The organism is Actinopolyspora mzabensis (assembly GCF_900101095.1).
GTDB lineage: Bacteria > Actinomycetota > Actinomycetes > Mycobacteriales > Pseudonocardiaceae > Actinopolyspora > Actinopolyspora mzabensis.
This window is the reverse complement of sequence record NZ_FNFM01000010.1, coordinates 173,729-189,834: the sequence shown is the minus strand read 5'-3', so window position 1 is coordinate 189,834 and position 16,106 is coordinate 173,729. Positions and strand designations below refer to the sequence as shown.

Here is a 16,106-nt window from a genome sequence, read left to right as displayed (position 1 = left end):
CGAACGCGGTTACCCGAAGACGATGTTGAGGATGATGACTATCACCAACACGATCCCGGCCAGCAGCGCGGGCCTGCGGTACCAGCCCGCGTCCTCTCCGGTGTTCGAGGCGGTGCGCTCCTCCTTCGGGGTCAGTCCGTAAACCAGTCCGACCAGTTCGGCGGCGGGCTTGGGCCTGGTGGCCAGGCTGACCACGACGCTGACGAGGATGTCGACCACGAAGGCCGCGCCGGCTCCGACGAAGCTCGCTCCCTGGCCCGGCAGGTCCAGCACCTCGTTCTCCGCCATCAGGAAAACGCTCAACGAGGCAAAAGTACCGAACACGAGACCGGACCAACCGGCCGCCGGGGTCATTCGCTTCCAGAACATACCGAGGATGAACGTGGCGAACAACGGTGCGTTGAACAGCGAGAACAGCTGCTGCAGATAGTCCATCAGGTTCGAGTAGCCCGAAGCGATGAACGCGGTACCGATCGCGATGACCGTGGAGCCCACCGTGACCCAGCGGCCCATGTTCAGGTAGTAGCTGTCCGGGCGGTCCCGGACGATGTAGGCCTGCCAGATGTCGTAGGTGAACACGGTGTTGAACGAACTCAGGTTCGCGGCCATACCCGCCATGAAAGATGCCAGCAGTCCGGCGAGCGCGATACCCAGGATGCCGTTGGGCAGCAGGTCACGCATCAGCAGCAGGAGAGCGTCGTTGTACTCGACGTTGCCCTCGCCCGTCTGCTTGAACACCATCATTTCCTGGACGGAAGCACCGGCGATCATACCGGGGATGATCACCAGGAACGGGATGAGCATCTTCGGGAAGGCACCGATGATCGGGGTGCGCTGCGCGGCGGACATGCTCTTGGAGGCCATCGCACGCTGGACCTCGACGAAGTTGGTGGTCCAGTAGCCGAACGCCAGTACGAAGCCGAGCCCGAAAACGATTCCCAGCACCGACAGGAAGTTGCTGCCGAACCCGGTGAGTTCGTTACCCGGCCAGGCCGAGAGTTCGTTGGCACCGTACTGGGTGCTCACCTTGTCCACCAGACCGGACCAACCGCCGACCTTGATCATGCCGACGATGGTCAGCGGAAGCAGCGCGGCGACGATGACGAAGAACTGCAGCACCTCGTTGTAGATCGCCGCGGAGAGGCCGCCGAGTCCGGTGTAGCTGAGCACGATCAGCGCGGCGATGATCACGGAGACCCACAGGGGCCACCCGAGCAGGACGTTGACGATGCTGGCGAGCAGGAACAGGTTCACACCGGCGATGAGCAGCTGCGCCACCGCGAAGCTTATGGCGTTGACCAGATGCGCGGGCTTGCCGAAACGGCGCAGCATGAATTCCGGAACGCTGCGCACCTTCGAGCCGTAGTAGAACGGCATCATCACGACACCGAGGAACAGCATCGCCGGGATGGCACCGACCCAGAAGTAGTGCATCGTCGGCATGCCGTACTGGGCGCCGTTGGCGGACATTCCGATGATCTCGACGGCACCGAGGTTGGCCGCTATGAAGGCCAGTCCGGTCACCCACGCGGGCAGTGATCGCCCGGACAGGAAGAAGTCGAGACTGCTCGACACCGAACGACGCGCCAGGAGCCCGATCCCGAGCACGAACGCGAAGTAGAGCGCGAGCAGCACATAGTCGACCGGCCCGGCGTCCAGTCGGAGCTGCTCCTGGGCTAGCACATGCACGCTACCCCACCTCCAAATTAAACAAGTTCAAACGGTAATCACCATTCACCAAAGCAGGTGAACAATACCCCACAGTGCGCCGGGTCACAGAGGGGCCGATATCAATTCGTTGACTACGGACGCTAAATCGATCAGGCACGCTCAGCCAAGCGGCCGAACGGAAGATCATCCTAGCCGATCAGGGGTAGTCCGTACTACGACATCCAGCCCGGCGCGGACATACCGCGCGACTCCGCGGCAGCGCGGCAGCGTCGAACCGGAACGAAAACGGGAACCAACACGAGCGCAACCGAGGTTGGACATCGCACAGCATGACAAGAAAGATCAACAAATAGACACGAAGAGTAATCATAAAAATGAATCACACTCGAACATCCGGAAGGGTCTCGCCACCGTGGCATCCGACCGAACACACACCGTCGAGAATCCGCACCGCACAACCGCTACATGGGCCACTACCAGGGAGAGATATTAACTCGAAAAGTGCAGTGGATTCCGAACATCTACCGCGAAAAGGAAGTCACAAATAGCATCGTACCCACCACAGGAGGTGAATCGATGAGCATCGCCGCCGTACTGGCACTACTGGCTGTGACACTGGTGGTGGGCCCCTGGTTGCTACTGCGTTGGCTCTCCGCCACACCACGGCGCGGCACACCTCATGGGTGAACCGGCCCGGTCGCGGGACAAGAAGGCCGAACCCGAGCCAACGAGCGAGGAGGCACTTCCGTGAGCGGACGGACCCAACAGTGGGCGACGGCGTGGACACGACGTCGGTGGCTGCCCGGCGAAGGCCGGATGTCGACCGGAGCCGTGACGGAAGCGATCGCCGTGGCACACCCGGACGCCGCCCCGGGGGATCACACCACCACGGTGCTCACTCCGACGACTCGCACCCCGAAACGCGGCAAGGAAACCGAACAGTGACGGCTCCCGCCATTCCCGAAACACTTCCTCCTCTCGATGTGGAACCGCTGCCGCGGGCACCACGCCCGTGTCGGACACATCGTTACGTAACCGCGTTCCGGGGCGAACTGCCACGGCAGCACTCCCCGAGAGCCACCGCCCCAGCGCCGTACCGCCCTTCCGAATTCCCCGCCCACCGTTGGAGTACACCTCGGGTGAACTCGCCGGACATGGAGCTGATGGAGCGGATTCTGCACGGACTCCGCAGGCTCTGAGAGTGTTCCGCGCATGTATCGCGCGGCTGGTGTCGCGGCGGAACCTCCGACAGCCCCTCGCTGCGGGATCACGCACTTCGAGTAGGCACGATGGCGACTCCCCCGGAAGCCCGTCGGCGAACCGCGTCCCACCTGGCGTTCAGAAGAGCCGGTACTCGTCCGGCGTGATTCCCCGCAGTCGTTCGTAGTCCAGCGTCACACAGCGGATGCCGCGATCCTCCGCGAGCGTCCGTGCCTGGGGTTTGATCTGCTGCGCCGCGAAAACACCCCCGACGGGTGCCAGCACGGGGTCACGGTTGAGCAGCTCGAGATAGCGGGTCAACTGTTCGACTCCGTCGATCTCGCCACGCCGCTTGATCTCGACGGCGACGTTGCCGCCCTCGGAGTCCCGGCACATCAGGTCGACCGGGCCTATCGGGGTCGGATACTCCCGACGAACCAGGCTCCAACCGTCACCGAGCGTGCTGACGTGCTCGGCGAGCAACTGCTGCAGGTGCGACTCGACACCGTCCTTGACCAGCCCCGGTTCCGCCCCCAACTCGTAGTTGGAGTCCTGCAGGATCTCCTTGATGTCGATGACCAGCTTCTCGCCCGCCTTGTTCTGCACGGTCCACACATCGGGATCCTCGATCAGCCAGCAGGGCGGACTCATCCAGTTCAACGGCTTGTAGGCTCGGTCGTCGGAGTGCACGGACACCGAACCATCGGCTTTGATCAACAGTAGTCGTGTCGCCAACGGCAGATGAGCGTTGAGCCTGCCGATGTAGTCGACCTTGCAGGAAGCGATTACCAGACGCACTCGACAGAGCGTAAAGGCAAGACCCACCACTTCCGACAACCGCCTACCGGAACCACATCCGGAACGGGATCCACATCCGAAGAGGACCGAGCAGATGCGAACCGAGAACAGTAGGCAGGTTTACGCCAATGCGTGGATGACCGTCCGCGAGGACGCCGTCCGACGTGCCGACGGTTCCGACGGGATCTACGGCGTCGTGGACAAACCCAACTACGCTCTGATCATCCCGTTGGAAACCGGTGAGGTGAGCGATGTTCCGGGGGTCGAACGAGTGCAGCTGGTCGAACAGTACCGCTATCCACTGGGGATACGCCGCTGGGAGTTTCCACAGGGAACCGCACCCGGTCTCGTGGAGCTCGACGAGCTGGAGCTCGCCGGGCGCGAGCTGCGCGAGGAGACCGGTCTGCGGGCAGAGCGTCTCGTCGAACTCGGTTCGCTGGACGTGGCGCCCGGACTGTCCAGTCAACGGGGTCGCGCCTTCCTCGCCACCGGGCTCACCCCCGGTGAGCACGAACGGGAAGTGGAGGAACAGGACATGCGCTCGGCCTGGTTCACACGCGCGGAATTCGAAAGGATGATCCGGCAGGGTGAGGTAACCGATGCGCAGTCCATCGCCGCCTACACGCTGTTGTTGTTGTACGAACGAGGTGGAGCGGAAGAGGCCAACGGCTCGTAACGGGAGCGCACGACGCGGTGCGGTCGTCTCGTCGAAACCTATGAGCGCGGTGGACTCCGACGCCTAACCTCGGAACGTGCCCGATCAACTGTTGCCGTTCCTGGTCCTGGCCGTTCTGATCACGGTAGCCCCCGGCCCCGACATCACTCTCGGGCTGCGCAACAGTCTGCGTGGCGGAGCGACCGCGATGTGGTGGACCGGACTCGGATGCTGCAGCGGGTTGGGGGTGCACGCGACCGCCTCGGTCATCGGGCTGTCGACCGTGTTGGCCACTTCGGCCACGGCCTACGCGACGCTTCGGACCGCCGGAGCGGGATATCTGCTCTGGCTGGGATTCCAAAGCCTGCTGGGTGCCGTGCGTGCTAACCGGACGCTCGCGACCCCGTCCGATTCGGGGGTCACGGCCGCCCCGGACACCCTCGGAAGGAGTGCGGCTTACCGGCAGGGACTCTTGAGTAACCTGCTCAATCCGAAGATCGCGGTGCTGTTCCTGACACTGCTGCCCCAGTTCGTCGGGCCGAACGAACCACACGCGAGAACCTCACTGCAACTGGCACTGGCGTTCATCGCTGTCGGGCTGCTGTGGTGGCGGCTGACTTCCTGGTTGTTCGGCGGCATCCAGGGCGTGCTGCGCCGCCGCTGGTTCCGTACGGCGCTGGAGTCGACCACCGGCCTGGTGTTGATCGCGTTGGGACTGCGCGTGGCCTTCACCATCTGGCGGGACGGGATACCTTGAACCTCCGTGCGGCGGACCACCGCGAGGCTCACGGCCCCGTTCCCGCGAGCGCCCGGAATCGCGGGAACGGTGGCGGCACGCCACTCAGTCGTGACTGCCGAGCAACAGCAGCGGGACCGCGGCCACGATCACGACGCCCTCGGCTACCCCGGCCAGCAGCTGCGGAACCCCCATCGCCACCTCCTCGGAACCGAACAGGCCGATGGTGACGGCGAGGAAGAAGGCCACCAGCGTGAGAACCCCGAAACCGAGCGCACCGAGGACGGGGAGCCAGTGCTTCCACCACAGCAACACGAAAGCGAGCACCAGCCCCGCGACCGCGTTGAGCAGAAAGAGCGGTCCGATCACCGCTACGTCGCGCACACCTTGAGCCCAGAGTTCGAGGTGCACCACGGCGGACATGAGCAGTCCTGTCGCCACCAGTGTCCTCAACAGCTCGGCGGTTGCGCGTCCGGCTCGGTCAGAAGGGCTCATGGTATTTCCAGCTCCGCCGTCGAAGTGTCCGTCACCAGGTTCGCCGAGGCCTGCGCGCTCCGTTCACTTACCGGAACCGCTGTACCGCACTCGGCGACCGTGCCACTATGCCGGTATTGCGCGGTTCGACGCGAGTGACAGCTCGGAGGCGAAATGAGTTCCGAACGAGCGACCTCCCGTCGTCGATTTCTGATCACCGGAGGGGCCGTCGCGGGCGCCACGGCGTTGAGCGGCTGCGGGGACGGTTCCTACAGCGGTTCCTCGTTGACGACCACCGAGGAGGCCGGCTCATCGACGGGGGAAAGCCCGAAACAGGACAGCGCACTGGCACGTGTGGACGAGGTTCCGGTCGGTGGCGCGTTGATAACCGAGGGCCCCGAGAACGAACAGATCGCGCTGGCCCAGCCGAGCGCGGGGGAGTTCACCGCGCACAGTGCGGTGTGCACCCACATGGGATGCACGGTGCGGGCCGACGGCGATCAGCTGCGCTGCCCCTGCCACAACTCGGTGTTCGAATCCGCCACGGGTGAGGTGGTCAGTGGTCCGGCCCGCACCGCGCTTCCCGGCATCGCGGTTCACGTGGAAGGCGAGCGGATCGTCACCGGAGAGGACTGACCGAAGCTACCACCCCGAGGGGCGAGGGACACCCATCGGAACCGCCTGCCCGCTCGTCGTGGTGAGGGGTGCGGGTGAGCAGACCTCACGCCACGCCGAGCAGCAGGAGCGATCGATCACGATCGAGGTCCACTCGGACGCTCGTGCGCGACGATGCCGGATGCGACCACCCCCGAATCGGATGACACGCCGGAAGGACGGAAGAGTCCTTCAGACTCCGAACTCACCGTTGCGGATTCCGGAAGCGAATGCCGCCATCTCCGCCACGGTGAACTCGAGTACCGGCCCGTCGGGATCACGTGAGTTCCTCATCCCGTAAATGTCACCGAGTCGTGCGACTTCGACGCACTCGGTGCCCTCGATGCTGGAGGCTTCCGCCTTGCGGAAGGTGGCCTGCGACCAGTCGAAGCTCATAACAGCTCCTCCTCGAATCCTGCGGCCCGAGAGTCCGAGACACCCGGAACACGAACCCACAACGAGCCGCGCCTTCAGTCGATCGGGAACTTCACCGCACCCATGTTCTTGAGATCGTGCAGAATCTCCGAATTGCGGGCGTTGACGGCAGCGGCCGCCCGGGTCTCACCCGGTACCGGACCGATACGTGGACACAGCTTGCTGAACCTGCCTTCGTCCAGCAGCTGGGTCACCTGCTCCCAGGGAGCATTGCTGTCCCGGGAGTTGAGATCCCAGGAACCGCCGCACCGCAGACAGTCGATCTGAACCAGCCACTGCTCGAACGGTCCGGTGAAGTCACCGAGCCAACGCAGTCGCTCCCGCGGGTGCGGGCACTCCGGCTGTGTCAGCCGGGTTCCGTTCGGATGGTCGAGATCGTTTCGAGGACGCTGCAGTCCGTCTTCCATGGCCGTGTGAACTCCCCTGTAGTGCCGGCGACAACCACGTCAAGATCATCGACAGCACACCCAAGGTAACTGAACGAACACCAAAAGTAACCACACGTAAGTGTGTAGTTCACCGTCGAAGCGGCACCTGCGGGTTGCCGACCAACTCGCCGTCCGCAGCTACGTGGGGGAGGGCTCACGTGTGTTCTGCGCGAGCGGGAACGTCCTCGACGAACGGTAGACCCCGCTCAGTCGGACACCCGCTCGATCTCGGCCCCCAGTCCGCACAGCTGCTTGACGAAGTCCGGATAACCGCGATCGATGTGGAAGACGTCCCATACCTCGGTGGTTCCCTCGGCGCACAGCCCCGCGAGCACGAGTCCCACCCCGGCTCGGATGTCCGAGGCCCACACGGGAGCGCTGGAGAGCCGTTCCTGCCCCCGCACCACGGCGTGGTGCCCGTCGGTGCGAGCGTCGGCCCCCATCCGGACCAGTTCCTCGATGAAGCGGAATCGGGACTCGAAGAGGTTCTCGGTGATCATGGATGTACCGTCGGCCACGGCCGACAAGGCGAGTGCCATGGGCTGCAGGTCGGTGGGAAAGCCGGGGAACGGCAACGTGACGTAGTCCACCGCACTGGGGCGTCGGTCCATGGCGACACGGAAGCTCTCGTCCTCGACCGACACCTCGGCCCCGGCGCTGCGTAGCTTCTCCAGCACGAGATTCACGTTGTTCGGATCCACACCGTGCACGCTCACGTCACCACGAGTTGCAGCGGCGGCGAAGGCCCAGGTCGCCGCCACGATGCGGTCACCGATGACCTGGTGGCGAACCGGTTCGAGCCGGGACACGCCTTGCACTGTCAGCGTGGAAGTACCCGCTCCCTCGATCCGTGCGCCCATCTGCTGCAGCATCACGCACAGATCAACGATCTCCGGTTCGCGGGCCGCGTTGTCGATCACCGTGGTGCCGTCCGCGAGTACGGATGCCATCAGAATGTTCTCGGTGGCACCGACACTGGGAAAATCGAGCCATATCCGCGCACCGTGCAGGTTCTCGGCCTGGGCCACCACGGCACCGTGCTCGATGTGACTGGAAGCGCCCAGCTGCCGCAGCCCGTTCTGGTGCATGTCCAGCGGTCGGGACCCGATCGCGTCACCACCGGGCAGGGTCACCACCGCGCGCCTGCAGCGAGCCACGAGCGGCCCGAGCACGCACACCGAGGCACGCAACCTGCTCATGTGAACCGAAACGGCTTCATGACTGATATCGGGCGGCGTGGTGATGGTGGTGGTGGGACCGTCGATGCTGACCGAACAGCCCAGGCTGCGCAGCACATCGGCCATCAGCGGGACGTCCAGGATCTCCGGGCAGTTCGTGATGGTCGTCGTCCCCTCGGCCAGCAGCGAAGCGGCCATCAGCTTCAGCACGCTGTTCTTGGCGCCCACCACGCCGACTTCTCCGACGAGACGGGCGCCACCGTGTACCCGGAAATGCTCACTCACGGACAGCCAGGTTACGGCCGCGGTGCGGGTGATATCCGAGTGGGTGGTACAACGATCGGACCAACGTGCCCCACCGATACCCCGAAACGGCCTCCGGAGCTGTTCGAGGGGCGAGAACGCATAGGCTTGCACGCATGAGCGTGCACCTGACCAAGATCTACACGCGTACCGGGGACTCGGGCACAACCCGGCTCTCGGACAACTCCGAGGTCTCGAAGACCGATCCGCGGCTGGAAGCCTACGCGGACGTGGACGAGACGAACTCCGTGCTCGGTGTCGCCCTGGCCACCGCCACGTTCGACGCGGACGTACACGACGTGCTGCGTTCGGTGCAGAACGATCTGTTCGACGTCGGGGCGGATCTGGCCACCCCGGTGCTGGCGGAACCGAAGTACCCACCGCTTCGGGTGCAGCCGAGCTATGTGTCACGGCTGGAGAGCTGGTGCGACGAGTACAACGAACGTCTGGGCAAGTTGGAGTCGTTCATACTCCCCGGCGGCACCCCCGGCGGTGCGCTGCTGCACCAGGCCCGTTGTGTGGCTCGGCGGGCCGAACGTTCGGCCTGGCGGCTGCTCGAAGCCCATCCGGAGGAGACCAACGAGGCACCGGCCAAGTACCTCAACCGGCTTTCCGACCTGCTGTTCATCCTCGCCCGCGTGGCGAACCCGGCGGGCGACGTCCTGTGGCGCCCCGGCGGCAACGCCGAGTCGGATTCTTGAGCCGAAGCCGGTTCGGCACCCCTCAGGTGGATCGACCTCCCACCGTGGACATCGGCGTGGGACCGAATCCGTGATTCGGAGCTCCCGGCGTCGAATCACCTCTCACGCGGGCCGACACCACCCGCGGGTTCTCTCGTGGTGCTCTCGCGAGGACGCCGGAGACGTTGTGTAGTACCTACCCGATGTCTCCGGACCCGCAGCGAGAGCCCGCGAGAGGTTCCGCCACCCAACCAGCTACGAAAACCGAGATACCAGACTTCGATCAGTTGAGTTCCTTGGCGAAGCATCTGCTGTCGGGCTCCTCGCGGTACACCCCGAACTTGGCTGTCTCGTGGTAGCCGGAAGACTCGTACAGGCCGATCGCCTCGGGCTGCTGCAGCCCGGTCTCGAGGACCATACGCTTCCGGCCTGCCCGCGCGGCGGTGTTCTCCAGCTCGGCGAGAACCGCCCGTGCGAAGCCGGCACCACGGGCTCCCGGAACCACGTACATCCGCTTCATCTCCGCGTCCCCGTCCTCGAAGCCGTCGACGTCGGAGTCCTGCGAGCGCCAGCCACCGATCGCCACCGGAAGCTCGGCGTGGTAGCCGATCAGGAACAATCCGCGCGGCGGCAGGAAGTCCTCGGGCAGCAGCGGCGTGCTGTCGGGCCCACCGTAGCGGTGGACGTACTCCTGCTGCACCTGACGGACGAGCTCCGTCGCGTCGGGGTGATCATAGCGACTGATTTCGATTCGCACTTCGCCATGCTAAGCAACCCGTCACGAAGCCCAGCACGGAATTCCCCGTAAACTGCCGCCTCGGTGGGAGGGCACGGCGGGGCGGGCATCGATTTCCCGCGAAAACGCCGCGCCGCTGCGAGGGAGCCGCAAGAGAGGTTCCGCCAAGCGAGCAGCGCGTCAAGGGCAGGGGAAAACCTCAGTGCCCGGCCCAGGGAGCGACGCTGCTGGGGGGCGCCGACTCCATCCAGGAGAGAAAGCCCGTCAACGCGTCGTTTCCCATCGCGATCTCGATGTCGTCCCCCGGTCGGCTCAGGTGTATCACCAGCGACCCGGCGGGCATGGTGTAGGTTTCGGCGGTACTGGGACTGCGCCGGGAGGCGATTTCCATGTCGCCTCGATTGAGTGCCCAGTCGGGGCCGGAACGCAGACTCAACGCGCGGTACCAGGCGAATTCCTCACCGTGGTAGTGCGCGACCCCCAGATGCCAGCCCCGACCGGGTTCACCGCGGTGGACCCGCAGTGCGACCTCGATGCCCCCCGCCTTGAGCTTGCCCAACCGCCGACGCGCCAGCAGCAGCCCGCCGAGCACGGCCAGCACGACGACAACCGCCGAGCCGAGCACAAGGGCCAGCAGCAGGATCGAGGGGCTCATTCGTCGTGGCCGTCAGACGGAGTAGCCCGCCACTCGCAGCCGTGACCTGGCCCGCACTCTGGTCTGTTCATCCTCTCCCTCGGCATCACGCCGCGCGGCGGCGACGTCGATCTCCTGAGCCAGCTCCGCCGACTCCGCGAGAACGCTGACGACGCCGTTCGAGGTCGAGAGGAAACCACCGTGCACGGCGGCGGTGACTGTCTCGTGATCGGGGGTCGTGATCTTGACGACACCCCCTTCGACCAACTGACCGAGCATCGGCTCGTGTCCGGGCAGGATGCCGATTACACCTTCGGTCGTCTGGGCCACCACACTGGTCGCGGTACCGGACCAGAGTCGGCGCTCCACGGCGACCAGCTCGACGGACATCTCGGCCACGCGTGTCTCCTTCGTCGGTGTGTCGTCGTAGTCTATCCGATGGATCGGGCACGCCCGAACAACGGCGTCACCGAGGTTCGAACCGTCCCGAACACGGCGCGGGTGCCGGGAGTCCCGACACCCGCGATCCGCCGAAGCAACGGGTGACTACCCGATCACTCCTGGTTGTACTTCTCGTAGGCCTGCTGCAGATCCTCGAGCCCACCGATGGACAGGAACGCCTGCTCCGGATAGTGGTCGAAGTCACCGTTGCAGAGCTTGTCGAACGCCTCGATGGTCTCCTTCAGCGGCACGAAGGAGCCCTCCTGGCCGGTGAACTGCTTGGCCACGAAGAAGTTCTGCGACAGGTAACGCTCGATCCGGCGTGCCCGGTTGACGGTAACCTTGTCCTCTTCGGACAGCTCGTCCATACCCAGGATCGCGATGATGTCCTGCAGCTCCTTGTACTTCTGCAGGATCTGCTTGACCTGCTGGGCCACCCGGTAGTGGTCGTCCCCGACGATGCCGGGGTCGAGGATGCTGGAGGTGGAGGTCAGCGGGTCCACCGCCGGGTAGATCCCCTTCTGGGTGATCGACCGGGACAGCTCGGTGGTCGCGTCCAGGTGGGCGAACGTCGTCGCGGGCGCCGGGTCGGTGTAGTCGTCCGCGGGCACGTAGATCGCCTGCATGGAGGTGATGGAACGCCCCTGCGTGGAAGTGATCCGCTCCTGCAGCGCACCCATCTCGTCGGCCAGCGTGGGCTGGTACCCGACCGCGGAGGGCATCCGGCCCAGCAGGGTGGACACCTCCTGCCCGGCCTGGGTGAACCGGAAGATGTTGTCGATGAACAGCAGCACGTCCTGGTTCTGCACGTCACGGAAGTACTCCGCCATCGTGAGCCCGGACAGCGCCACCCGCATACGGGTGCCCGGCGGCTCGTCCATCTGGCCGAACACGAGCGCGGTGTCGGCCAGCACGCCGGACTCCGACATCTCGACCCAGAGGTCGTTGCCCTCACGGGTGCGCTCACCGACACCGGCGAACACCGAGGTACCACCGAAGTTCTTGGCGACACGGCGGATCATCTCCTGGATGAGCACCGTCTTGCCCACACCGGCACCACCGAACAGGCCGATCTTGCCGCCCTGCACGTAAGGAGTCAGCAGGTCGATGACCTTGATGCCGGTCTCCAGCAACTGGGTCTTGCCCTCGAGCTTGTCGAAGGTGGGCGGGTTCCGGTGGATGCTCCAACGCTCCGCGTCGGAAGCGTAACCGGGCTCGTCCAGGCAGTTGCCGAGGGCGTTGAACACGTGGCCCTTGACCACGTCACCGACCGGCACGGAGATGGGGGCCCCGCTGTCGGTGACCGGCGCGCCACGCACGAGGCCCTGGGTGGGCTGCATCGAAATAGTGCGCACCACGTTGTCGCCGAGGTGCTGCGCGACCTCGAGCGTGACGTTGTTCGACATACCCACTGCCGTGATCTCCACGGACAGCGCGTTGTTCAGGTCCGGCACGTGATCGCGGGGGAACTCGACGTCCACCACCGGGCCGAGGACCCGGACGACGCGACCGGTGCCAGTAGCAGTGCTAGTGGCAGTTGCAGTCATGTCACTCACTTCCTGCAGACGAGAGCGCCTCGACACCACCGACGATCTCGCTGATTTCCTGGGTGATCTGGGCCTGACGCGCCCGGTTTGCCTCACGGCTGAGGTTCTGCACGATCTCGTCCGCGTTGTCCGTGGCCGACTTCATGGCGGTACGGCGCGCGGCGTGCTCGGAGGCAGCCGAATCCAGCAACCCGGCGAACAGGCGGGTGTTGATGTATTTCGGAAGCAGCTCCCGGAACAGGGTCGAGGCGTCCGGCTCGAAGTCGTAGGCCGGTCGCAGTCCCTGCGATTCGGTGTACTCGACTTCCAGCGGAGCGACACGCCGGATGATCGGGCGCTGGGTGAGCATCGAGACGAACTCGGTGTGCACCAGATGGATCTCGTCCACGCCCAGCACGTCCTCTGGCGTCTCCCGATGCTTGGCCTCTTCGGTGCCCTGCATGAAAGCGTTCACCAAGGTCTCACCGACGTCCGCGGCGTCGGCGTAGTCCGGCCGATCGGTGAAACCGCTCCAGCTCTTGGTGATCTCCCGGTTGCGGAATCGGTAGTACGCCTCGCCCTTGCGTCCGATCACGTAGAGCAGCGGAGTCTTGCCCTGCTGCCGCAACGTGTTCTGCAGCTCCTCCGCCGCACGGATCACGTTGGCGTTGTAGGCGCCACAGAAGCCGCGATCACTGGTGACGATCAGCACGGCGGAGCGCTTGGAGTTCTCCCGCTCGACCAACAGCGGATGATCGAGTGGGCTGGCATCGGCCAGTGCGGTCAGCACCCTGGTGATCTCCTCGGCGTAGGGCCTGGAGGCCTCGACCCTCGCCTGTGCCCGCGTGATCCGCGAGGTGGCGATGAGTTCCTGCGCCTTGGTGATCTTCCGGGTCGACTGCACCGACCGGATGCGGTCTCGTAGTTCGCGAAGCTGAGCCATAGCTACCCGGTCACTTCTCGCTGTCCCCGGCGGGGCGGTTGACCTTCACCGTCTCCTGGGCGACCTCGTCGGCCTCCACGGTGCCGGCCTCGTCGTGCTGCGGGAGCGCAGCACCGCCTTCCGAGGTGGTGAACTGCTTCTTGAATTCCGTGACGGAGTCCTCGATGGCCCGAACACCGTCGTCGGAGAGCTTCTTGCTCTCGACGATGTCCTTGAGCACCGTGTCCTGGTTGCGCCGCATGTGCGCCAGGAACTCGGACTCGAACCGACGCACGTCGGCGGTCGGAACGTCGTCCAGGTGCCCCTTGGTTCCCAGGTAGAGCGAGACGACCTCTTCCTCGACGGGGAACGGGGAGCCCTCACCCTGCTTGAGAATCTCCATCAGGCGTGCACCGCGATCGAGCTGCGCCTTGGAGGCGGCATCCAGGTCGGAGGCGAACGCGGAGAACGCCTCCAGTTCACGGTACTGCGCCAGGTCGATCTTCAACGAACCGGTGACGGTCTTCATCGCCTTGAGCTGCGCGGAACCACCGACACGCGAGACCGAGATACCGACGTCGATCGCGGGGCGCTGCCCGGAGTTGAACAGATCCGACTGCAGGAAGCACTGTCCGTCGGTGATGGAGATGACGTTGGTGGGAATGTAGGCCGACACGTCGTTGGCCTTGGTCTCGATGATCGGCAGCCCGGTCATCGAACCACCGCCCAGGTCGTCGTGCAGCTTGGCGCAACGCTCCAGCAGCCGGGAGTGCAGGTAGAACACGTCACCGGGGTATGCCTCACGACCGGGCGGGCGCCGCAGCAGCAGCGAGATCGCACGGTAGGCCTCGGCCTGCTTGGAAAGGTCGTCGAACACGATCAGCACGTGCTTGCCCTGGTACATCCAGTGCTGACCGAGGGCCGAGCCCGCGTAGGGGGCCAGCCACTTCAGACCCGGGGAGTCCGACGCGGGGGCGGCGACGATGGTGGTGTAGTCCATCGCGCCCGCTTCCTCCAGCGAACGCTTCGCCGCGGCGATGGTCGAACCCTTCTGACCGATCGCCACGTAGACGCAGCGAACCTGCTTCTCCGCGTCGCCACTCTCCCAGTTGCTCTTCTGGTTGATGATGGTGTCGAGCGCGACCGTGGTCTTGCCGGTCTTGCGGTCACCGATGATCAGCTGGCGCTGACCACGGCCGATCGGGGTCATGGAGTCGATGGCCTTGATGCCGGTCTGCATCGGCTCGTTGACCTCTTGGCGCTGGACGACCGAGGCGGCCTGCAGTTCCAGGTCGCGGTTCTGCTCGGCCTCGATGTCGCCGAGCCCGTCCATGGGCTCACCGACCGCGTTGACCACGCGGCCGAGGAAGTTGTCGCCAACCGGTACAGACATCACCTTTCCGGTGCGCCTGACTTCCTGGCCCTCCTCGATCTGGTCGGCTTGACCCAGGATGACCGCACCGATCGACTGCGCCTCGAGGTTCATCGCGACGCCGTAGATGCCGCCGGGGAACTCCAGCAGTTCCTCGGTCATGACCGAAGGCAGACCCTCGACATGGGCGATGCCGTCACCGGTGTCCGTGACGACCCCGACCTCCTCGCGGCTGACCTCGGGTGAGTAGCTGGAGACGTACTTCTCGATCGCACTGCGGATCTCGTCCGACGAGATCGTCAGCTCCGCCATGTCTCGTTCCTGCTCTCGCTTCGTTCTGTGGAAAGGGGGTCCGGCCCCTTCCGACGACGGGTTCGGGAGGACCGTCCGTCAGTCGGAGAGGTCGCGCCGCAGTGCCTGCAGCCGGCCGGACGTGCTGCCGTCGATGACTTCCTCACCGACCCGGATAACCAGCCCACCACCGATTTGCGGGTCCACTTCCAGGTGTACCGCAATCGGCCGCGCGTATATGCGCTGCAGGGTACTGGCCAATCGCTGCTGCTGCTCGTCGCTGAGCGGAATCGCCGAGCGAACGTGGGCGACCGAACGCTCCCGCCGCTTGGCGGAAAGTTCGGCCAGCTCCTCCAGCCCTTCGCTGAGGTGCTGCCCCGACGACTGCTCGACCAACTGCCGAACCAGTCGCTCGGTCACGTCCTCGACCCTGCCGCCGACCAGCTGTTGGATGACGGCTCCCTTACCGGTGGCATCGGCCGTGGGGTCCGACAACAGCCGTTCCAGCTCGGGTTGACCGCCGATGATGCGGCCCAGCCGGAACAGCTCGTCCTCGACCGCGTCGAGCCTGCCCGCACGCTCGGCCTGCACCAGCAGCGCGACACGGGCGAGCCGTTCGAGACCGTGCACCAGGTCACCGGGGTACGACCAGCGAACCCCAACCGCCTCGGTCACCACCGGCAGTGCCCGTGCACCGAGGCGATCGGTCAGCAGTTCGCGGACCAAACCTTGCCTGGACTCAGCGGGGGTGGCGGCATCGGCAAGAGCACGCCGCAGGGCGGACTCGCCGCGCAGCAGCGCGGCGACCCCGAACAACTCCTCGGCGAGCCCGGTGATCTCCGCGGGTCCTGCCCCGTCAGTGGCCTGCAACAGCTGCAGCTCGCTGGCTGCCAGGGCATCGCGACTCGCGGCGTTCACGAGGGTGCTCAACTCTGCACGCCTTTCTCTCCTGGGCCCATCACTTACGTCCCT

18 protein-coding genes are annotated in these 16,106 nt (G+C 65.3%); 5 read left to right on the top strand and 13 right to left on the bottom strand.

The genetic code is table 11. The annotated features are described in order from the left end of the window. Positions 1-9: 9 nt before the first annotated feature. The gene (locus BLR41_RS17645) at positions 10-1,689 is read right to left on the bottom strand and encodes a sodium:solute symporter family protein (protein ID WP_092630111.1); all 1,680 of its coding nucleotides are present in this window, start codon (positions 1,687-1,689) and stop codon (positions 10-12) included. 729 nt (positions 1,690-2,418) lie between these two features. On the opposite strand from BLR41_RS17645, the gene BLR41_RS22615 reads away from it, so the two are divergent. After that, on the top strand, positions 2,419-2,616 hold the full coding sequence (locus BLR41_RS22615) for a hypothetical protein (protein ID WP_143013119.1): 198 nt from the start codon (positions 2,419-2,421) through the stop codon (positions 2,614-2,616). A 393-nt stretch (positions 2,617-3,009) separates the two neighbouring features. On the opposite strand, the gene nucS is transcribed toward BLR41_RS22615, so the two are convergent. Continuing rightward, the gene (gene nucS / locus BLR41_RS17635; RefSeq protein ID WP_092630105.1) at positions 3,010-3,669 is read right to left on the bottom strand and encodes an endonuclease NucS; all 660 of its coding nucleotides are present in this window, start codon (positions 3,667-3,669) and stop codon (positions 3,010-3,012) included. 94 nt (positions 3,670-3,763) lie between these two features. Here nucS and BLR41_RS17630 point away from each other — a divergent pair, with 94 nt between their 5' ends. Together BLR41_RS17630 and BLR41_RS17625 are read left to right on the top strand one after the other, a co-directional pair. Continuing rightward, a complete protein-coding gene (locus BLR41_RS17630) occupies positions 3,764-4,345 on the top strand; it encodes an NUDIX domain-containing protein (RefSeq protein ID WP_092630102.1) in 582 nt (193 codons plus the stop codon). A gap of 76 nt (positions 4,346-4,421) precedes the next feature. Then, entirely contained in the window at positions 4,422-5,081 is a 660-nt protein-coding gene (locus tag BLR41_RS17625; RefSeq protein ID WP_092630099.1) for a LysE family translocator, read from the top strand. Positions 5,082-5,165: 84 nt separating this feature from the next. Here the strand turns inward: BLR41_RS17625 and BLR41_RS17620 are convergent, their stop codons facing one another. Continuing rightward, on the bottom strand, positions 5,166-5,555 hold the full coding sequence (locus tag BLR41_RS17620) for a hypothetical protein (protein ID WP_092630095.1): 390 nt from the start codon (positions 5,553-5,555) through the stop codon (positions 5,166-5,168). Between the two features lie 153 nt (positions 5,556-5,708). On the opposite strand from BLR41_RS17620, the gene BLR41_RS17615 reads away from it, so the two are divergent. Beyond that, positions 5,709-6,170 carry a Rieske (2Fe-2S) protein gene (locus BLR41_RS17615; RefSeq protein WP_092630091.1) on the top strand — a complete coding sequence of 154 codons (462 nt, stop codon included), beginning with the start codon at positions 5,709-5,711 and terminating at the stop codon, positions 6,168-6,170. A 210-nt stretch (positions 6,171-6,380) separates the two neighbouring features. Here BLR41_RS17615 and BLR41_RS17610 read toward each other — a convergent pair whose 3' ends face one another. From BLR41_RS17610 to murA, 3 genes are all read right to left on the bottom strand, one after another. After that, complete coding sequence (locus BLR41_RS17610) at positions 6,381-6,584, bottom strand: DUF397 domain-containing protein (protein ID WP_092630088.1); 204 nt, start codon at positions 6,582-6,584, stop codon at positions 6,381-6,383. 74 nt (positions 6,585-6,658) lie between these two features. Further along, positions 6,659-7,030, bottom strand: a complete 372-nt coding sequence (locus BLR41_RS17605) for a hypothetical protein (RefSeq protein ID WP_092630085.1) — start codon at positions 7,028-7,030, stop codon at positions 6,659-6,661. 227 nt (positions 7,031-7,257) lie between these two features. Continuing rightward, on the bottom strand, positions 7,258-8,514 hold the full coding sequence (murA, locus tag BLR41_RS17600; protein ID WP_092630389.1) for a UDP-N-acetylglucosamine 1-carboxyvinyltransferase: 1,257 nt from the start codon (positions 8,512-8,514) through the stop codon (positions 7,258-7,260). Between the two features lie 134 nt (positions 8,515-8,648). Between murA and BLR41_RS17595 the strand changes: the two genes are divergently transcribed. Next, positions 8,649-9,233, top strand: a complete 585-nt coding sequence (locus tag BLR41_RS17595) for a cob(I)yrinic acid a,c-diamide adenosyltransferase (protein ID WP_092630082.1) — start codon at positions 8,649-8,651, stop codon at positions 9,231-9,233. 262 nt (positions 9,234-9,495) lie between these two features. Here BLR41_RS17595 and BLR41_RS17590 read toward each other — a convergent pair whose 3' ends face one another. From BLR41_RS17590 to BLR41_RS17560, 7 genes are all read right to left on the bottom strand, one after another. Beyond that, positions 9,496-9,969 carry a GNAT family N-acetyltransferase gene (locus BLR41_RS17590; protein WP_092630079.1) on the bottom strand — a complete coding sequence of 158 codons (474 nt, stop codon included), beginning with the start codon at positions 9,967-9,969 and terminating at the stop codon, positions 9,496-9,498. Positions 9,970-10,147: 178 nt separating this feature from the next. Continuing rightward, entirely contained in the window at positions 10,148-10,603 is a 456-nt protein-coding gene (locus tag BLR41_RS17585) for a DUF2550 domain-containing protein (protein WP_092630076.1), read from the bottom strand. A gap of 12 nt (positions 10,604-10,615) precedes the next feature. After that, positions 10,616-10,981 carry a F0F1 ATP synthase subunit epsilon gene (locus BLR41_RS17580; RefSeq protein ID WP_092630073.1) on the bottom strand — a complete coding sequence of 122 codons (366 nt, stop codon included), beginning with the start codon at positions 10,979-10,981 and terminating at the stop codon, positions 10,616-10,618. 155 nt (positions 10,982-11,136) lie between these two features. Then, entirely contained in the window at positions 11,137-12,570 is a 1,434-nt protein-coding gene (atpD, locus tag BLR41_RS17575; protein WP_092630070.1) for a F0F1 ATP synthase subunit beta, read from the bottom strand. 1 nt (position 12,571) lies between these two features. Beyond that, positions 12,572-13,492, bottom strand: coding sequence for a F0F1 ATP synthase subunit gamma (locus BLR41_RS17570; RefSeq protein ID WP_092630067.1), 921 nt, complete (start codon positions 13,490-13,492; stop codon positions 12,572-12,574). Positions 13,493-13,502: 10 nt separating this feature from the next. Beyond that, a complete protein-coding gene (gene atpA / locus BLR41_RS17565; protein WP_092630064.1) occupies positions 13,503-15,155 on the bottom strand; it encodes a F0F1 ATP synthase subunit alpha in 1,653 nt (550 codons plus the stop codon). A gap of 78 nt (positions 15,156-15,233) precedes the next feature. Continuing rightward, positions 15,234-16,064, bottom strand: coding sequence for a F0F1 ATP synthase subunit delta (locus tag BLR41_RS17560; RefSeq protein WP_092630061.1), 831 nt, complete (start codon positions 16,062-16,064; stop codon positions 15,234-15,236). Between the last annotated feature and the right edge of the window lie 42 nt (positions 16,065-16,106).

Coding starts and splice junctions, on each gene's coding strand:
- BLR41_RS17630 (WP_092630102.1), top strand. CDS start 3,764: ATGCGAACCGAGAACAGTAGGCAGGTTTACGCCAATGCGTGGATGACC.
- BLR41_RS17620 (WP_092630095.1), bottom strand. CDS start 5,555: ATGAGCCCTTCTGACCGAGCCGGACGCGCAACCGCCGAGCTGTTGAGG.
- BLR41_RS17615 (WP_092630091.1), top strand. CDS start 5,709: ATGAGTTCCGAACGAGCGACCTCCCGTCGTCGATTTCTGATCACCGGA.
- BLR41_RS17610 (WP_092630088.1), bottom strand. CDS start 6,584: ATGAGCTTCGACTGGTCGCAGGCCACCTTCCGCAAGGCGGAAGCCTCC.
- BLR41_RS17605 (WP_092630085.1), bottom strand. CDS start 7,030: ATGGAAGACGGACTGCAGCGTCCTCGAAACGATCTCGACCATCCGAAC.
- BLR41_RS17595 (WP_092630082.1), top strand. CDS start 8,649: ATGAGCGTGCACCTGACCAAGATCTACACGCGTACCGGGGACTCGGGC.
- BLR41_RS17585 (WP_092630076.1), bottom strand. CDS start 10,603: ATGAGCCCCTCGATCCTGCTGCTGGCCCTTGTGCTCGGCTCGGCGGTT.
- atpD (WP_092630070.1), bottom strand. CDS start 12,570: ATGACTGCAACTGCCACTAGCACTGCTACTGGCACCGGTCGCGTCGTC.
- BLR41_RS17570 (WP_092630067.1), bottom strand. CDS start 13,492: ATGGCTCAGCTTCGCGAACTACGAGACCGCATCCGGTCGGTGCAGTCG.
- atpA (WP_092630064.1), bottom strand. CDS start 15,155: ATGGCGGAGCTGACGATCTCGTCGGACGAGATCCGCAGTGCGATCGAG.